Annotated in this window: 15 protein-coding genes; 6 read left to right on the top strand and 9 right to left on the bottom strand. The window is 75.8% G+C overall.

From position 1 onward, the window contains the following. Window positions 1-316: 316 nt before the first annotated feature. The 3 genes from BJP25_RS15440 to BJP25_RS15430 form a co-directional block, all read right to left on the bottom strand. Window positions 317-2,908 (bottom strand): molybdopterin-dependent oxidoreductase, encoded by a 2,592-nt coding sequence (locus tag BJP25_RS15440; RefSeq protein ID WP_075975616.1) that lies wholly within the window; start codon window positions 2,906-2,908, stop codon window positions 317-319. Continuing rightward, window positions 2,905-3,687, bottom strand: coding sequence for an FAD binding domain-containing protein (locus tag BJP25_RS15435; RefSeq protein WP_075975868.1), 783 nt, complete (start codon window positions 3,685-3,687; stop codon window positions 2,905-2,907). Before BJP25_RS15435 ends, BJP25_RS15440 begins: the two co-directional genes overlap by 4 nt. A gap of 92 nt (window positions 3,688-3,779) precedes the next feature. Next, the gene (locus BJP25_RS15430; RefSeq protein ID WP_075975615.1) at window positions 3,780-4,397 is read right to left on the bottom strand and encodes an NAD(P)H-binding protein; all 618 of its coding nucleotides are present in this window, start codon (window positions 4,395-4,397) and stop codon (window positions 3,780-3,782) included. A 148-nt stretch (window positions 4,398-4,545) separates the two neighbouring features. Here BJP25_RS15430 and BJP25_RS15425 point away from each other — a divergent pair, with 148 nt between their 5' ends. Next, complete coding sequence (locus BJP25_RS15425; protein WP_075975614.1) at window positions 4,546-4,953, top strand: YciI family protein; 408 nt, start codon at window positions 4,546-4,548, stop codon at window positions 4,951-4,953. A 23-nt stretch (window positions 4,954-4,976) separates the two neighbouring features. Further along, on the top strand, window positions 4,977-6,122 hold the full coding sequence (locus tag BJP25_RS15420) for an RNA polymerase sigma factor (protein WP_075975867.1): 1,146 nt from the start codon (window positions 4,977-4,979) through the stop codon (window positions 6,120-6,122). Between the two features lie 39 nt (window positions 6,123-6,161). On the opposite strand, the gene BJP25_RS15415 is transcribed toward BJP25_RS15420, so the two are convergent. Both BJP25_RS15415 and BJP25_RS15410 read right to left on the bottom strand, forming a co-directional pair. Beyond that, complete coding sequence (locus tag BJP25_RS15415; RefSeq protein ID WP_075975613.1) at window positions 6,162-6,941, bottom strand: DUF1684 domain-containing protein; 780 nt, start codon at window positions 6,939-6,941, stop codon at window positions 6,162-6,164. A 96-nt stretch (window positions 6,942-7,037) separates the two neighbouring features. Further along, entirely contained in the window at window positions 7,038-7,565 is a 528-nt protein-coding gene (locus BJP25_RS15410) for a GNAT family N-acetyltransferase (RefSeq protein ID WP_233158093.1), read from the bottom strand. Window positions 7,566-7,754: 189 nt separating this feature from the next. Here BJP25_RS15410 and BJP25_RS15405 point away from each other — a divergent pair, with 189 nt between their 5' ends. Both BJP25_RS15405 and BJP25_RS15400 read left to right on the top strand, forming a co-directional pair. Continuing rightward, window positions 7,755-8,972, top strand: a complete 1,218-nt coding sequence (locus BJP25_RS15405) for an MFS transporter (protein WP_084794040.1) — start codon at window positions 7,755-7,757, stop codon at window positions 8,970-8,972. A gap of 123 nt (window positions 8,973-9,095) precedes the next feature. Continuing rightward, entirely contained in the window at window positions 9,096-9,596 is a 501-nt protein-coding gene (locus tag BJP25_RS15400; protein ID WP_075975610.1) for a DinB family protein, read from the top strand. Here the strand turns inward: BJP25_RS15400 and BJP25_RS15395 are convergent. After that, the gene (locus BJP25_RS15395; protein ID WP_084794039.1) at window positions 9,565-10,788 is read right to left on the bottom strand and encodes an MFS transporter; all 1,224 of its coding nucleotides are present in this window, start codon (window positions 10,786-10,788) and stop codon (window positions 9,565-9,567) included. The two genes, BJP25_RS15400 and BJP25_RS15395, sit on opposite strands and share 32 nt — an antisense overlap. A 121-nt stretch (window positions 10,789-10,909) precedes the next feature. On the opposite strand from BJP25_RS15395, the gene BJP25_RS15390 reads away from it, so the two are divergent. Continuing rightward, on the top strand, window positions 10,910-12,031 hold the full coding sequence (locus tag BJP25_RS15390) for an NADH:flavin oxidoreductase (RefSeq protein WP_075975608.1): 1,122 nt from the start codon (window positions 10,910-10,912) through the stop codon (window positions 12,029-12,031). 9 nt (window positions 12,032-12,040) lie between these two features. Here BJP25_RS15390 and BJP25_RS15385 read toward each other — a convergent pair whose 3' ends face one another. From BJP25_RS15385 to BJP25_RS15375, 3 genes are all read right to left on the bottom strand, one after another. Beyond that, a complete protein-coding gene (locus tag BJP25_RS15385; protein ID WP_075975607.1) occupies window positions 12,041-12,799 on the bottom strand; it encodes an SDR family NAD(P)-dependent oxidoreductase in 759 nt (252 codons plus the stop codon). Window positions 12,800-13,035: 236 nt separating this feature from the next. Continuing rightward, window positions 13,036-13,911 carry a LysR family transcriptional regulator gene (locus BJP25_RS15380; protein WP_075975606.1) on the bottom strand — a complete coding sequence of 292 codons (876 nt, stop codon included), beginning with the start codon at window positions 13,909-13,911 and terminating at the stop codon, window positions 13,036-13,038. Between the two features lie 32 nt (window positions 13,912-13,943). Beyond that, window positions 13,944-15,140: an acyltransferase domain-containing protein gene (locus BJP25_RS15375; RefSeq protein WP_075975605.1), complete on the bottom strand. Its 1,197-nt coding sequence runs from the start codon at window positions 15,138-15,140 to the stop codon at window positions 13,944-13,946. 532 nt (window positions 15,141-15,672) lie between these two features. Between BJP25_RS15375 and BJP25_RS15370 the strand changes: the two genes are divergently transcribed. Continuing rightward, complete coding sequence (locus BJP25_RS15370) at window positions 15,673-17,265, top strand: class I adenylate-forming enzyme family protein (protein ID WP_075975604.1); 1,593 nt, start codon at window positions 15,673-15,675, stop codon at window positions 17,263-17,265. Window positions 17,266-17,377 lie beyond the last annotated feature (112 nt).

Below are 17,377 nucleotides of genomic sequence, written 5' to 3'. Positions count from 1 at the left end.
GCCCTCACCCCCCACCCAACTCGCTCCCCAAAGAACCGGAGCACAACGCAACCGGCGGCCCGGCTACGGGTCTGCCCGGGTGGGTGGTTGTGCTTGACAGGGGAAGGCGATCATGTGCTACCCACGGCGGGGGGTGGGGCCGTAGGCCTCACCTTTTCCCCACCCCGAGCACATGATCGCCGCAGGGGCCCCTGTCAAGCAGAACCACCCACCCGGGCAAGCCCCCAAAATCCCGCTTCTTTTCACACTCTGCGCAGCAGAGACCCCTGCACGCCAACAAGATCCCACGCCCTGCGCAGCAGAGCCCCCCAGCGCGTCACCCCTGCAACCCCAGCCACACCCGGTCCCGCGTCATCGGCAGTTCCCGGAACCGCACCCCCGTGGCATCCCGCACCGCGTTCGCGTACGCGGGCGCCACCGGGTTGAACGGGCTCTCGCTCATCGACTTCGCCCCCAACGGCCCCAGCGGGTCCACCACATCGGCGAACACCACCTCAGTCCGCGGTACGTCCCCGAACGTCGGCACCCGGTACTGCCGGAACGCGGCCGTGGTCACCTCCCCACCGGCCCCCACGTCCACGTGTTCCGCCACCGTCGCCCCCAACCCCTGCGCCACCCCACCCTCGACCTGCCCCCGGCACTGCATCGGGTTCATCACCACCCCCGCGTCCGCCGCGTGCACGCTCCGCAGCACCCGCACCTCACCGGTCCCGGGGTCCACCGCGACACGGAACCACTGCACGTTGAACGCCACGGCGCGCGGCGTGCCGTCGAAGTAGCCCGTGGTGCGAAGCCCTGGCCGCGCACCGGAAGCAGCCAGCTGCTCCTTCATCGCCTCGGCGGCCCGCAGCACGGCGGTGCCCGCGATCACCACCCCCGTGGACCCGAACGCGCCCGTGTCGTGCGCGACCAGGTCGGTGTCGGACTGCGCGACCCGCACGCGGTCGACCGCGATGCCCAAGGTGGACGCCACCAGTTGCCGGTGGACGGTCGTCGACCCGTTGCCGAACTCGGCGGTACCCACCGACAGCACGAACTCCTCGCCCGCCAGTTCCAGGGCGGCGTGGGCGAAGTGGCCCCGGGGTGGCACGGTGGCGATCATCGCCAGGGCCGATCCCTGGCCCACTAGCCACCCCTCCGGTACCGGGCCCACGGGTTCGTCCCGCACGCGCCGCACCACGTCGAGGCACTGGTCGACGCCGGAGCTGCTGACGAGCAGGTCGTTCTCGTCGCCCGCGGCGGTTCGCAGCGTCTCGCCGGTGCGGACCACGTTGCGGGCGCGGAAGTCGACGGGGTCCATGCCGATGCGGCGGGCCAGTTCGTCCATCGCGCTCTCGACGGCGAAGGTCACCTGACCGAGGCCGTAGCCGCGGAAGGCGCCGGAGGGCACGTTGTGGGTGTAGACGGCGTAGCCGTCGGTGCGCTTGTTCGGGCAGCGGTAGGCCGCTGTGGACTCCCCGCAGCCGTGGAACAGCACACCCGGGCCGTGGTTGCCGTAGGCGCCGGTGTCGCTGACGGCGTGCACGCGCAGGGCGGTGAGGGTGCCGTCGCGCGTGGCGCCCAGTTCGACCTCGACGGTGAAGGGGTGGCGGGTGGTGGTGCCGCAGAACTGCTCGGCGCGGGTCAGCTCCAGCTTCACCGGTTCGCGCAGGCGCAGGGCCGCGAGCGCCACCACGTCCTCGACCAGCACCTCCTGCTTGCCGCCGAAGCCGCCGCCGACCCGGCCCGCGACCACCCGCACGTCGTCGAGGTCGAACAGCCGCGACAGGGTGCGCTTGGCCAGGAACGGCACCTGCGTGCTCGACCGCACCACCAGCCGCCCGGAGTCGTCGAACCACGCCACCGCGCCGTGGGTCTCCAGGGCGGCGTGGGCGACGCGCTGGGTGCGGTAGGTGCCCCGGTACACCTCGTCGGCCTCGGCCAGGCCCGCCGCGACGTCGCCCAGTTCCTCGTGCAGTTCGGCGAGGACGTTGTCCTGGGGGCGCGCGATCCCGGCCACCGCGCCGTCCTTGTCGTGCACCACCGGCGCCCCGGGCAGCATCGCCTCGTGCGGGTCGAGCACGGCGGGCAGCACCTCGTAGTCGACCCGCACCAGCCGGGCGGCCCGCTCCGCGGCGGCCTCGGTCTCGGCGACCACGGCCGCCACCCGCTGCCCCACGTGCCGCACCACGTCGTCGAACACCCGCGTGTCCGCCGGGTCGTCGCCCACGTGCTCGTGCTGGCCGGAGGAGTACCACCGGTCGGGCGCGTCCTCGTGGGTCAGCACCAGCCGCACGCCCGGCACCGCGAGCGCGTCGGTCGCGTCGATGCGCGTGACGCGCGCGTGGGCGTGCGGCGACCGCACCAGCTTGAGGTGCAGCAGGCCGGGGACGTCGACGTCGAAGGTGTACCGGGCGGTGCCCGTGACGACCTGCGGCCCCGCCGGGGCGGCGAGGTTGCGCCCCACGGCGTCCCCCGGGGCCGGGTCCTCGACGTGCTTCACCCCGGTGATCGCGTCCTCGATGGCCCGGTAGCCGGTGCAGCGGCACAGGTTGCCCTTGAGCGCGCGCGGCAGGTCCGCCCGCGCCTCGTCGTCGAGCGCCGCGGTGGTCATCACGAACCCGGCCGTGCAGAACCCGCACTGGAACCCCTGGGCCTCCAGGAACTGCTGCTGCACCGGGTGCAGGTGCCCGTCGGCGGCCAAGCCCTCCACGGTGGTCACGGCCTTGCCGTCCGCCCGCAGCGCCGGGTACAGGCAGCTGTGCACCGGAACCCCGTCCACGTGCACGGTGCACGCCCCGCAGTCGCCCGCGTCGCACCCCTTCTTGACCCCGAACCACCCCTGGCCGCGCAGGTAGGTCCGCAGGCACTGGCCCGCCCCCGGCTCGTCGCGGTGCTCCCGGCCGTTGACCTCCACCCTGAAGCTCACGCCAGCTCCCCCCGGATCTCCTCGGCCAACCGCAGCGTCATGTGCCTGCGCCAGGCGGGCAGGCCGTGGACGTCGTCATACCACTCGGTGACGCCCTCCTCGACCGCCCGCGCCAGCTCGGCCGCGGTCGGGGTGCCGGGGAAGGCGAGGCGCACCGGGCGCGGGGTGGACGCGGTGATCGTCAGCGCGAAGCCGCCGTCCGAGCTGCCGATCAGCAGCGCGGCGGAGCGGCCCTGGGCGTGCAGGGACACCTGCCGGAAGGCGTAGCGCCGGTCCCACGCGGCGGCCGGGACGGTGATCGAGCGCAGCAGCTCCCCGTCCGCGAGCACCGACTCGCCCGGCCCCCGCGCGAACCCCACCGCGGGCACGCGCCGCCGCTGCCCGTCGCGCAGCAGCAGGCACGACCCGTCCAGGGCGCTGAACAGCGAGATCATCGGCCCGGCGGGCAGCGCGTTGCACAGGTTGCCGCCCACCGTGGCCGCGTTCCACACCTTGAACGAGGCGAGGAAGGCCCGGCAGCACTGCTCCACCAGCTGCCCGACGGCCCCGCCCCGCTGCCCGGCGAAGCGCGACAGCTCCGCGACGGTGCACGTGGCGGCCACCTCCAGCGCGTCGCCGTCCCAGGTCAGCGGCTCCCAGCCCGCGCGGGTCAGGTCCCGGAACCGGCGCACGTGCGGGTGCGGCTCGGAGAACAGCTGCGTGCCGCCCGCCAGCCAGGCGTCGCCCGGTCGCCAGGGGGCGCCGGGGTCCACCACCGCGAGCACGCTGTTCTGGTCCATGGTGCCCACGCTGCCACGAGGCGCGCCCGCGCGTGCTGCCCCGGGGTAACGGTCGGATCACCGGGCCGGGCTCGGCCTCCACCCCAGCGCGGTCACCCCAGCGCGCGCACCGCCGCCGCCACCGGCACCGACCCGGCCCCCACGCCCACCTCGCGCCGCGCGCCCCACCCGCCGCGCACCAGTTCGGCCAGGACCTCCGCCACGTCCGCCCGCGGCACCTCACCGGCGCGCACGTCCGCCACGTCGCCCACGGTGACTAGGCCGGTGGCCGGGGCGTCGGTCATCCGCCCGGCCCGCACCACCGTCCAGTCCAGGTCGTGCCGGGTCAGCTCGGCCTCGCTCTCGGCGCGCGCCCGCAGGTAGGCGATCCGCTCGGGGGTGTCGTCCGGCCGCGCCACCGGCACCGCCGTGGACAGCACCACGTACCGCCGCACCCCCACCGCCGCGGCGCCCTCGGCGTAGACCACCGACCCGGGCCGCTCGGACGGGCCGCGCGTGGTCCCGCCGGTGAACACCAGCGCGTCGGCGCCCGGCAGGGACTCCAGCAGGCCGCGCGGCCCCAGCACCGCGGCGTGCGCGCCGGTGGCCCGGACCCGCTCGGTGAACCGGTCCTCGGGCACCAGCACCACCACCGAGTCGCCCCGGTCGACGAGCCGCCCGGCCAGCTCCAGCCCGGCTCCGCCGTGTCCGCCCGCGATGACCACCCGCACGCGAGGACTCTACGACCGCCCAGGTCAGGGCCGGTGCGGTGGTGGCGGGAAAAATTCTCGGGCGGGGATGTCGAGAACGCGCGCGGTGCTCCGTCCCCGGGGTGGAAGCGGCCAGAATGGGGCCGCACCGGCACGGAGGAGACCGACGATGGCCAAGTACCTGCTGCTCAAGCACTACCGCGGCGCCCCGACCCCGGTGGAGGACACGCCGATGGACCAGTGGACGCCCGAGGAGGTCTCGGCGCACATGGAGTACATGGCCGACTTCGCCCGCAGGCTGGAGGGCACGGGGGAGTTCGTCGACAGCCAGGCCCTCGGGTCCGGCGGGACCTGGGTGCGCTTCGACGGCGAGGGCCGCCCGCCGGTGACCGACGGGCCGTTCGCCGAGACCAAGGACCTCATCGCGGGCTGGATGGTGATCGACGTCGACAGCTACGCGCGGGCCGTCGAGCTGGCCGGGGAGCTGTCGGCGGCGCCGGGCAAGGGGGGCAGGCCGATCCACGAGTGGCTGGAGCTGCGCCCGTTCATGGGCAGCCCGGTCGCGGTGGACGGGTGAGCGGGGCGCCGGGACCGGTGGACGTGGACGAGCGGCTGCTGCGCGAGCTGGTCCCGGCGGTGATCGGCGCCCTGGTCCGGCGCGGGGCGGACTTCGCCTCGGCCGAGGACGCGGTGCAGGAGGCGCTGCTGCGGGCGCTGGAGGTCTGGCCGGTGGACCCGCCGCGCGACCCGAAGGGGTGGCTGGTCACCGCCGCCTGGCACAAGTTCCTCGACGCGACCAGGGCCGACGCCGCCCGGCGCAGGCGCGAGGACGTGGTGGACGCCGAACCGGGGCCGGGCGAGGCGAGCGGGGTGGACGACACGCTCGCGCTGTACTTCCTGTGCGCGCACCCGGCGCTGAGCCCGTCCTCGGCGGTGGCGCTGACGCTGCGGGCGGTCGGCGGGTTGACCACCCGGCAGATCGCCGCGGCGTACCTGGTGCCCGAGGCGACCATGGCCCAGCGGATCAGCCGGGCCAAGCGCACCGTCGCGGGCACCCGGCTCGACCGGCCCGGTGACGTCGGCACCGTGCTGCGGGTGCTCTACCTGGTGTTCAACGAGGGCTACTCCGGGCAGGTCGACCTGGCCGCCGAGGCGATCCGGCTCACCCGCCAGCTCGCGGCCGCCGTCGACCACCCGGAGGTCTCCGGCCTGCTCGCCCTGATGCTGCTCCACCACGCCCGGCGCGCCTCCCGCACCACCGCGGGCGGCGCCCTGGTGCCGCTGGCCGAGCAGGACCGGGGCCGGTGGGACACCGCGATGATCGCCGAGGGCGTCGCGGTGCTCCAGGCGGCGCTGGCCCGCGACCGGCTCGGGCAGTTCCAGGCGCAGGCGGCCATCGCCGCGCTGCACGCCGACGCGCCGACCGCCGCGGAGACCGACTGGGTGCAGGTCGTGGAGTGGTACGACGAGCTGGTCGCGCTCACCGGCAGCCCGGTCGTCCGGCTCAACCGCGCGGTCGCGGTGGGCGAGGCGGACGGGCCGCGCGCCGGGCTGGCGGCCCTGGCCGAGCTGGACAGCTCGCTGCCGCGCCACACCGCCGTCGCGGCGCACCTGCACGAGCGCGACGGCGACCTGGCCACGGCCGCGCGGCTCTACGCCGCCGCCGCGCACGACGCCCCCACCCTGGCCGAGCGCGACCACCTGGTCCGCCAAGCGGCCCGGCTCAACACCCGCTTGCGCGGCTGACCGCGGCCCGGCCGGACCCCGCGCCGGCCGGGCCGGGGGTCACACGGCCTCGTGCGGGGTTTTCTCGCCCGCCTCGACGGGGAAGGGCAGCCGGTTGCCCTCGGGCGGCAGCGGGCAGGTCGCGTACGGGGTGAACGCGCACGGCAGGTTCACCGCGCGGTTGAAGTCGAGCAGCACGCGGCCGTCGGGGTCGGGGGCGGTGGTCTTCAGCGAGCGGTTGGCGCCGTAGGTGGTGACGCCGCTGGTCTCGTCGGTGAACAGGATGCTCAGCCCGCCCTCGGTGCCGTTGAAGGCGGTCAGCGCGTGCTCGCGGCCGTCGCGGGTGAACCGCACCCGGCCCGGCGCCTGGTAGACGTGGGTCAGGCCCTCCACCACCGCGCCCACGGTGGTCGGCACCGGCTCGTCGAACGGCTCGTAGCGGGCCTCGACCACCCAGGACTCGGCCGGGTCGTAGGACGGCACGCCGTGGAAGGCGCGCAGCGCCTCGGCCTTGGGGTCGTGCACCCGGATGAGGTACCCCGACCGGCGGGCCACCTCGATCTCGACGTCCCCGGACAGCACCCGGGTGCCCGCCCCGCTGTTGACCAGCTCGAACCGGGTCACCCCGGTCAGCGCCACCCCGTCGTGCTCCAGCTCGGCGCCCTGCGGGTCGAGGTAGGCGGCCTCGTCGTCCTGCCACCACAGGCCGGGCACGCCGTCGTGGGCGCGCGGCTCGCGCCCCAGCCAGTCCAGCGACACCAGCGCCAGCCAGCCGTGCGGCTCCACCAGCGCCTCCTCGCGCTCGGCCTTCCACTGCCGCCACTCGGTCTCGAAGCTCATCGCGTCCCTCCACGGTCGGTGCGAACCCGGCAGCCGGTGCAACGCCGCCGCCCACCCGGCATTCCGGTGTCCACATGCTGGATGGGGCACCCCCCGTCACGGCTCGCCGCGGGCGACCTTCGCGTAGAGCAGCGAGTCGCGCCAGCGGCCACCGGCGTGCACGTGGTCGCGCATCCGGCCCTCCAGCTCGAAGCCCAGCTTGCGCACGACGCGGATCGAGGCGGCGTTGTCCGGGCTGATGGCGGCGGTCACCCGGTGCAGGCCGAGGTCGGCGAAGCCGAAGGCGAGCAGCGCGCCGACCGCGTCGGTGGCGTGGCCGCGGCCCCAGTGGTCGTGGGCGATGGCGTAGCCGACCTCCGCGGAGCGGAACCGCCCGAGCCCCAGCCGGGCCACCCCCACCAGCCGGTCGTTGTCGAGCGCGGTCACCGCCAGGTAGTACTCCTGCCGGGGGCGGTGGGCCGCCCGCTCGACCACCGCGGCCAACCGGTCGGCCTGCTGCGCCGGGTCGAGGGGGTCGAACGACAGCCAGGCCGTCACCCGGTCGTCGCCCACCACGGCCAGCGAGTCCGCCAGGTCCGAGGTCCTGACCTCGCGCAGCCGCGTCGACCCGCCCGTCAAGTGCACGGGGTACACCGTACCGTCGGGGCGCCGGGGGCCGTGACCCCTACCGCCCCCACTCGCGCGCGCCACCGGTGTGCAGGTGCACAACTGTTGCGGTGGAAGGATTTGCTGCTGCCAGTGGCAGGCAACTGCGGCGTCGACGCAAACCGGTCCCCGCTCCTAGCATCGCCCCCGACCCGGGAGGTGGTGCCGATGTCCGCGTTGTCGAACCAGGTGTACCGGTCCCTGTTCGCGGCCCAGGTGATCGCGCTGACGGGCACCGGGCTCGCCACGGTCGCGCTGGGCCTGCTCGCCCACGACCTCGCGGGGGCGGGCGCCGGAGTGGTGCTCGGCGTGGTGCTCGCGGTGAAGATGACGGCGAACGTCGTCGTGGCCCCGCTCGCGGCGGCCCTGGTGGACCGGGTGCCCCGGCGGGCGCTGCTCGTGTCGCTCGACCTCGTGCGGGCCGCCGCCGCGCTGGCGATGCCGTGGGTGGGCCAGGTGTGGCAGGTGGTCGCCCTGGTGCTCGTGCTGCAAGTGGCCTCCGCCGCGTTCACCCCGGCGTACCAGGCGGTCATCCCGGCGGTGCTGCCCGACGAGGACGACTACACGCGCGCGCTGTCGTTGTCGCGCCTGGCCTACGACACCGAGAGCGCGCTGACGCCCGTGCTGGCCGCGGCCCTGCTGGCGGTGGTGCCGTTCTCCGGGCTGTTCGCGGGGACCGCGTTGGGCTTCCTCGCCTCCGCGGCCCTGGTGCTGCGGCTGCGCCTGCCCGCCCAGGCGTCCTCACCGGAGTGCTTCCGGCGGCGCGCGCTCGCGGGCACCGGCGACTACCTGCGCACCCCGGCGGTCCGCGCGCAGCTCGGCCTGAACCTGGCGGCCTCGGCGGCGGGGGCCGTGGTGCTGGTGAACACCGTCGTGGTGGTGCGGGACGGCCTGGGGCTGGGCGACTCCGCCGTGGCGATCGCCCTCGCGGCCTTCGGGGCGGGCTCGGCGCTCGCCGCCCTCGCCCTGCCCCGGCTGCTGCGCGGCGTCGCGGACCGCACGGTCATGACCGGTGCGGCGGGCGGGCTGGCCGTGGTCCTGGGGATCGGGGCCGCGGCGCTGGCCGTGCGCCTGGACTGGGCGTCGGTGCTGGTGCTGTGGGTGCTGATCGGCGTGGGCTACTCGACCGTGTTGACGCCGGTGGGCCGCGTGCTGCGCGCGTCGTCGGACGCGCGCAGGCTGCCTGGCCTGTTCGCCGCGCACTACTCGCTCTCGCACGCCGAGTGGCTGGTGACCTACCTGCTCGCGGGTGTCCTCGTCGCGGAGCTGGGCCTCCCCGCCGCCCTGGCCGTGCTCGGCGCGGTCGCTGCCGCCGGGTGCGCTTACGGGCTGCGCACCTGGCGGCAGGCGACCGCGCCCGGCCCGCTCGCGCTCAGCGGACGGTGAAGCTCGCCTGGATCAGCCCCCTGCCGCCGGAGGTAGAGCACGTCGACGGGCTCACGTCTGCGGGAATCGGCTTGAGCGGGAATCGGCTTGCCACGCCTGCGCCGCTCTCGGGATGCTGGCGCCATGGGGTCACTGGACGTCGCGCACGCCGACCTGCGCGCGCAGTTCGACGCGTTCCTCGACGAGCACCGCGCGATGACCGCCGCCGCGCTCGACGGGGTGACCGAGGAGCAGGCCCGCGCCCGCCTCGTCGCCTCGGAGACCACGCTGCTGGGGCTGGTCAAGCACGCCACGTTCGTCGAGCGGGTCTGGTTCGACGAGGCCGTGACGGGCCGGTCCCGGGCGGAGATCGGGATCCCCGCCACGCCCGACGAGTCCTTCCTGCTCACCGGCTCCGACACCATCGACTCGGTGCTGCGGGCCCACGCCGAGGCCTGCGCGGACGCCCGCGCCCGCTGCGCCGACCTCGACCTGGAGGACCTGCTGCCCTTCAACCGCCGCGGCCCCCTGCCGCTGCGGGTCGTCTACCTGCACGTCATCCGGGAACTGGCCCACCACTCCGGCCACGCCGACATCCTCCGGGAGCAGCTGCTCACCCCCGTCGCACCGCCGAACGCCCGCTGAGGTCCCGGGAGGACCACCACACCAGCGCCATCATCGGCGCGGCGAACACCACCAGCGCCGCCTGCGCGGGCAGCCACACCAGGGCCAGCCCCACGCCCAGCACCGGTGCCGCGATCCCCGCGTAGGCGGCCAGGAACAGCGCCGCCAGGCTCTCGGCCTTGCGCCCCGCCCCGGCGATCCCGGCGACGACCTCAACCGAACGCTTGAACATCAGCCCCGAGCCGACGCCGGAGAGCACCCCGGCCACCCAGTACACCGGCTGCCACACCAGCAGCGCCGACACCGGCATGAGCACCAGCGCGACCACCATCGCCGCCCGGCCCAGGCGGGCGCGCACCCCGGCGGGCAGCCCGGCCAACCCCACCTGCGCCGCCGCCCCGGACCCGAGCACGCTGAAGGCCACCAGCCCGCCCGCCATCCGCGAGGTCTCGCCGAACACGGCCGAGAGCACCGTCGGCGCCAGCGCGGTGGCCAGCCCGGTCGCGGCGAAGGCCACGAACGCCTGCACCGCCGCCCCGGCGAACGCCGCCCGGGACGCCTCCGGCACCGCCACCCGCTGCGGCCGGTAGCCCGGCGCGATCTCGGGCCGCACCACCGTCTCCGGCACCAGCGCCAGCACCGCCATGCTCACCGCGAACAGCCCGATGAACAGCTCGAACGACCCCGCCAGCGGGTCGCGCAGGTGGTCGGCCAGCAGCCCGCCGACCACCGGGCCGAGCGCCAGGCCGCCCATGGTCACGGCGGTGGCGGCCAGCGCCGCCCGGGAGGGGTGCTCCTCGGGTCGGGCCGCCGCGCGCAGCTCGCCCATGTGCGCGGTCACGGTGGCGGTCAGCACCCCGATGCCCGTGCCGCACAGCAGGCGGGCCAGCAGCAGCCCCGGCACGTCCGGCCACAGCAGGAACACCACGGCCGACACCAGCTCGGCACCGACGCCCGCGGCCACCACCCGCCGCCTGCCGAGCCAGTCGCTGACGTGCCCGGCGAAGTAGAGCCCGAGCACCACCCCGACCGCGTACGCGGCGAAGATCACGGTGACGACCGGGGCGGCGAACCCGTCCCTGCGCTGGTAGAGCCCGTAGAGCGGGGTGGGCAGCGTGGAGAACACCAGCGCGATCGCGAACACGGCCGCGACCAGGTGGAACCCGACCGCGTGGCGGCGCGCCGCCGGGCGGGTCAGCAGTGCTGTGGACATGCCCCGAGCCTGCGCCCGCGCAGGGTACGCCGTCCAACGGGGATTCCCGATCGCTCCCATCGGCCGAGCCGTTCGCCACGGTCGTTCGACACGGCCGCGCGCCTGCGGTTAGAAAGAAACCGTGACCGACGTCAGAGCGCTCGACACCCCGTACACCCTGGGGACCCTGGAGCTGGCCAACCGCTTCGCCATGGCCCCGATGACCCGGCGGCACTCGCCGGGCGGCATCCCCGGCCCGGAGGTGGCCGAGTACTACGCCCGCCGCGCGCGGGGCGGCACCGCGCTGCTCATCACCGAGGGCACCTACGTCCCCGACCCGGCCGCGGGCCCGGACACCGACGTGCCCCGGCTGCACGGCGAGGCCCAGCTCGCGGGCTGGCGGCAGGTGGTCGAGCGGGTGCACGCCGAGGGCGGCAAGATCATCCCGCAGCTGTGGCACCTGGGGTCCTCGCGCGGCGCCGAGCCCGCCCACAACCCCGAGGTCGCCACGGTGAGCCCGTCCGGGCTGGCCACCAACGGCACCCCGGTGGGCCGCGAGCTGACCACCGCCGACCTCGACGGCCTCATCGCCGCCTTCGCCGAGGCCGCGGCCAACGCCAAGGCGGTCGGCTTCGACGGCCTGGAGCTGCACGGCGCGCACGGCTACCTGCTCGACCAGTTCCTCTGGGGCCCCACCAACCGGCGCACCGACGCCTACGGCGGCCCGCTCGCGGCCAGGACCCGCTTCCCGGCGGAGGTCGTGGCCGCGGTGCGCGCCGAGGTGGGCCCGGACTTCCCGATCGTCTACCGGTTCTCGCAGTGGAAGGACGCCGATTTCGCCGCCCGCATCGCCGACGACCCCGCCGAGCTGGAGGAGGTGCTGACCCCGCTGGTCCGGGCGGGCGTCGACGCCCTGCACCCGTCGACGCGGCGGCACTACCAGGCGGCGTTCCCGGAGCTGGGAGGCCGCGACGGCGAACTGGGCCTGGCCGGGTGGACGAAGAAGGTGACCGGCCTGCCGGTGATCACCGTGGGCTCGGTCGGGCTCGACTCGGCGTTCCTCGGCGGCACCAAGGGCGACAACGGCATCGCCCAGTTCTCCGGCGTGGAGCGGTTGCTGGAGCAGTTCGAGGCGGGCGAGTTCGACCTGGTGGCGCTGGGGCGGACGCTGCTGTCGGACCCGGAGTGGGTCGACAAGGTGCTCTCCGGGCGCACCGACGAGATCATCACCTACACCAACGACCACCGGCGCAACTTCTCCTGAGCCGACCCCTCACGGGCGCAGGTGGGAGGCGCCGTTGACGTCCACGACCGCCCCCGAGGCCCACGCGGCCCCGGGGGAGGCGAGGAAGTGGACGGTGGCGGCGACCTCCTCCGGCGTCCCCACCCGCCCGAACGGGCTCTGCGCGCGCAGCGCGTCGCCGCCCGCCCCGGCGAGCTTGGGCCGCTGCCGCTCGGTGGCGATGAACCCGGGCGCGACCGAGGCGACGGTGATGCCGTGCGGGGCGAGCGCGCGGGCCATGGTCTGCCCGAAGGCGTGCAGGGCGGCCTTGGTCGCGGCGTAGGCGGGGTGGTCGGGTTCGCCGCGGAAGGCCCCGCGCGAGCCCACGTTGACCACCGCCCCCGGCGCGCCGCGGTCGATGAGGTGCCGGGCGAAGGCCCAGGTCAGGTCGGCGGCGCCGAGCAGGTTCACCTCGACCATCCGCCGCCACGCCCGCTGCCAGGCGTCGAGGTCGGTCTCCGCCACCGGGTGCCGGTTGTCCTCGGTCGGCGCCACGCCCGCGTTGTTGACCAGCACGTCGAGCGGTCCGACCGCCGCCACGGCCGCGTCCAGCAACCCCGCCGCGCCCGGCCCGCCCAGGTCCGCCCGCACCGCGGCGTGCCCGGTGCCCGGCAGCAGCGCCACCGTCGCCTCGGCGGCGTCCCGGTCGCTCCCGTAGTGCACGACGACCCGGTCCCCGGCCGCGGCGAAGGCGACGGCCGTCGCCCGGCCGATACCACGGGACCCACCGGTGACCAGCACTGCGCGCATACCCCCATCCTCCGCCCCCACCGACCACGACGGCACGTCAAGGACGGAGCCGAGCGGGGAGTGGCCGTGGGTGCGGGGAGAGCCGGCACCGTCGTTCGCGCTGGGGGCGTTGCGCGTCACCGCCGGTCGTGGTGCCAGGTCGGGGACGATGCCGGGCGGGGACGTGGGGGTGGGTGGCGGGAGGAATGTGCACAGTGGGTGGCGGGAGGAATGTGCACAGCGGGTGGCGGGAGTAGTTACACCCTATGGTCGGTGACCAGGTCCATGAAGGCCGCGGCGGCGCGGGTGGGGTCGGCGGTGGCGACGGAGAAGGACCAGTCCGGGGGGCCGTCGACCAGCGGGACCACCGCCACGGCGGGGGAGCGGGGCAGCGCCACGTCCGGGACGACCGCCACGCCGAGGTCGGCGGCCACGTAGTCCGGCACGGTGGTGAGGTCCGCGACCTCGACCGCGACCCGGCGGGGGGTGCCCAGCGCCTGGAAGTGGCGGTCGACCTCGACCCGGTTGCCGAAGCCGGGCAGGGTGTCGATGAACGGCTCGGCCAGCAGGTCACGCGGGTCGAGCGCGGTCGCGCCCGCCAGCGGGTGCGCGGCGGGCAGCACCGCCACGTAGGGCCTGCTCGCCAGTTCCCGCACGCGCAGCCCGGTCAGCTCGGCGGGCGGCAGGCCGAGCACGGCCACGTCCAGCCTGCCCTGCCGCAGGTCGTCGGCCAGCCCGGTCGACCCGGTGGGCGAGGCGGTGACGTGCAGGTCGACCAGCGGGTAGCGGTTGCGGAACGCCCGGAACAGCCCGGGCAGGTCCAGCACGGCGATCCGGGTCAGCGCGCCGATCCGCAGGCTGCCGCGCAGCCCGGCGGCGGCCTCCTGCGCCGAGTCGCGGGCGCGGCGCAGGGCGGCCAGCGCCGCGCGGGCCTCGGGCAGGAACGCCGCCCCGGCGGGGGAGAGCGACACCTGCCTGCTCGACCGCTCGAACAGGGTGGCCCGCAGCTCCGACTCCAGCGACCGGATCCCGGAGGACACAGTGGACTGGGTGGCGTACACGCGCGCGGCGGCCCTGGTGAAGTTCAGCTCCTCCGCCACGGCGACGAAGTACTCCAGCTGCTTGAGGTCCACCCCGCCATCCTGCCCGGCGCGCGGGCCGCGGTTCAGGCCAGGGCGTCGAGGACGGCCGCCCAGTCGACGTGGTGGCCGCGGGCGTCGAGCCGGGCCAGCCCGGTGAGCAGGGCCGTCACCTCGTCGGGTTCGGCGCCCAGCGAGGCCACCACGGACCCCCGCCGGTCCTCGGGCAGCCACGCGGCGGCGAGCCTGCCCAGCGCGCCGCTGGGCCCCACGTCCAGGAAGGTGCCCACGCCCTGGGCCACCAGGGTGCTCATCACGCCCGACCAGAGCACCGGCTGGCGGCAGTGCCGCACCCAGTGCTCGGGGGTGGCCAGGTCCCCGGGGGGCACGACCCCGCCGGTGGTGTTGCTGACCAGCGGGACGCCGCCGGGCTTGGCGGGGTGCGCGGCGATCACCTCGGCCAGCGGCGCGAGCACCGGCTCCACGGCGGGGGAGTGGTAGGCGCCGCCGACCCCGAGCCGGGCCGTGCGCGCGCCGCGGGCGGCGAAGACCGCGGCGACCCGCTCGACCAGCTCGACCGGACCGGCGACCGCCACCGACGTGGGGCTGTGCACGGCCGAGATGGTCACCCCGGGTGGCAGCTCGGCGGTGACGTCGGCCTCCGGCGCCTCGACCGCGACCATCCCGCCGCCGGGCGGCAGGTCGTCGATCAGCAGGCCGCGCCGGGCCACGATGGTGGCGGCGTCCTGTGTGGACCAGACACCGGTGGCCGCGGCGGCGACGTACTCGCCGAAGGAGTGCCCGCACACGTAGTCGGGCCGCACCCCCGCCACCCGCAGCAGCTCCGCGAGCCCGAGGCCCACGCCCATCAGCGCTGGTTGGGCGTTGGCGCACCGGTCGAGCGGGTCCGGGTCGTCGCCCGCCACCACCTCGCGCAGCGGCGCGGGCAGCAGCGGGCGCACCTGCTCCTCGACCTCGGCCAGCACCGCGTCGAACACCGGGAACGCCCGCCGCAGCTGCTCGCCCATGCCGAGCCGCTGGCTGCTCTGGCCGGAGAACAGCAGGGCGAGCGGCCCCGGCTCGGGTCGTGCGGTGGCCGCCGCCGCCAGCGCGGGCAGCCGGTCGAGGTCGGCGGGCCCCTCCGCGAGCAGCACGACGCGGAAGGGGTGGTCCTGGCGGGCGCGGGCGGCCAGGTCGCGCGGGTCCACCCCGCCGCCCACCGACCCGGCGAGCGCGAGCAGGTCCGCCCGCGTGGGCGCGCTGAGCACGAACGGGGTCGGCATGGGAAATCCTTCCTCGGCACCGCGCACCGGTCCTGGGGTGGGCGCGGGAATGTCGGGGACCTGCCGGCGGGGAATGCCGACGGAATGGTTCCCACGGTAGCGGAGGAACGGGTCGGCGCGCATTCCCGGTGCGTTTCCCCGGCGACCGCTGCCGCCGCGGCGGCTCGTCACCCCCTCGGGTTACCCCCGGTCGGACGACGGCCGGGGCTGGGGAGCCGCGGGTTGATCACGTGCTGAGCTGCCCATACTCCGGTGCGTTGGTGAACTGTCACCCGCAGGTGGCGCCTGTTATGACCGATATGTACTATCAGTGCCACTGGCGCCGGACGTACCCGCGGCAGTCGGGGAGATCGGGGCAGCCCGTGCCGCGGCCGCCCCGGGAATCGGTTCGACGCCTGCGCTGAAATTGTCCCCGCCCTGCCCGTGCTGCCATTGTCCCGCCCCACCCGCCCTGCCATTGTCCCGCGATTTCCCGGTGCCGAGCGATGAGCCCCGGACCCCCTGCGAGAACCGACGACTGGAGGAGTCGCCCGTGTCCCGCTCCGGATCCGAGCTGCCCGACCTGCCGCCCGGCGCCCGCGTCGTGCTCGCCCTGCCCAGCGGCGACCGGCTGGCCGAGCTGCTGCTGGACTGCCTCGACCGGGAACTGGTGGCCGTCCCGCTCGACCCGCGCACCCCCGAAGCTCGCCGCGCGGAGGTCGCCGCCCGGGTCCGCGCCTCGGCCGTGGTCACCCCCGACGCGATCACCACCACCGGGGCCGACCCCGAGCACCCCGACGCGGCCGGTCTCGGGCTGATCATGTTCACCTCGGGCTCCACCGGCGTGCCCAAGGGCGTCATGCTGCCCAGGGACGCGGTGTTCGGCAACGCGCGCAAGACCGCGGCGCTGCACGGCTTCCGCCCCGACCGCCCGCACGCGACCTGCCTGCCGCTGCACCACTGCAACGCCCTGGTCATGTCCCTGGTCGGCACGCACCTGACCGGCACGCCGCTGGTGCTGCACACCGGGTTCGACCCGGCCGCCTACTTCGCCGACCTGCGCGCCAAGGAGGTCGCCACCGCCTCGGTGGTGCCCGCCCTGCTGCCCGACCTGCTCGACGCCGCCCCGCCGTGGCCGGACGGGCTGGAGTACCTGATCACCGCGGCGGCCCCGCTCACCGCCGACCTCGCCCGCCGCTTCCACGCCCGCTACGGCCCCCGGCTGCGCCAGGGCTACGGGCTCACCGAGCTGGTCAACTTCTCCTTCACCACCCCGCGCCTGGACCCCGGGCCCTGGGCCGAGCGGTACCTGGCCCAGCACCCGCCGGTGGGCGCGCCGCTGCCGGGCACCGAGCTGCGCCTGGAGTCCGGCGAGGTGTGGATCCGCTCCGCCGACCGCATGCGCGGCTACTGGGAGGACCCGGCGGCCACCGCGGCCGCCCTCACCCCGGACGGCTGGCTGCGCACCGGCGACCTCGGCGTCGAGCGCGACGGGCTGCTCGTGCTCACCGGGCGCCGCAGCGAGCGCATCGACCGGGGCGGGGAGAAGCACTACCCGCTGGAGGTCGAGCGCGACTGGCGGGAGGCCGGGCTCACCGGCACCTTCGCCGCCGTCGGGGTCCCCGACGACGTGCTGGGCCACGAGGTCGGCCTGGTCACCGCGGAGGTGTCCGCGGCGACCCTGGCCGCGGCGCGCCGGGTCGCCGAGGTCGCCGCGGTGCGCCCCGCCGCCTTCGCCTTCGGCGCGTTCACCGCCACGGCCACCGGCAAGCCGCAGCGCACGGCGATGGGCCGCGGGTTGGCCGCCGGGCGGGAGAGCCCGAGCCGCTGGGCGCGCCTGCTGGGCACCGGTACTCCGGACGCGGTGCAAGCCGCGGCACGCGAGGCCAGGGCCGCGCTCGTCGACCGGGTGGTCGAGCGCCTGCGCCGCGACGACGAGCCGGTGCACCACCTCGACGCCACCGACGGCCCGCCCGAGGTGGTCGACCGGGCGGGCGGGCTGCTCGTCCTGCGCCACGGCACCGCCGCGGGCGCCACCCGCTGGGACCTGCTCACCGCGCTGGTCGACGCGGGGGCCGCCGAGGTGGGCGCCGCCGTCCTGCGGGCGGGCGGGCGGGACCTCGGCGGGGTCGTCTGGGCCCGCTAGACCGTGCTCGCCCCACCCGCCTGGTCCACCCGGGATAGCCCGGCACACGGCGAACGAGCTGACGCCGCCCACTGGTGGAACACGCCGACCCGGCCAGACCCCCGTCCCCCGG

The organism is Actinokineospora bangkokensis (genome assembly GCF_001940455.1).
GTDB lineage: Bacteria > Actinomycetota > Actinomycetes > Mycobacteriales > Pseudonocardiaceae > Actinokineospora > Actinokineospora bangkokensis.
Note: the sequence above shows the minus strand (reverse complement) of the source record. Positions and strands in the feature narration are given on the sequence as shown.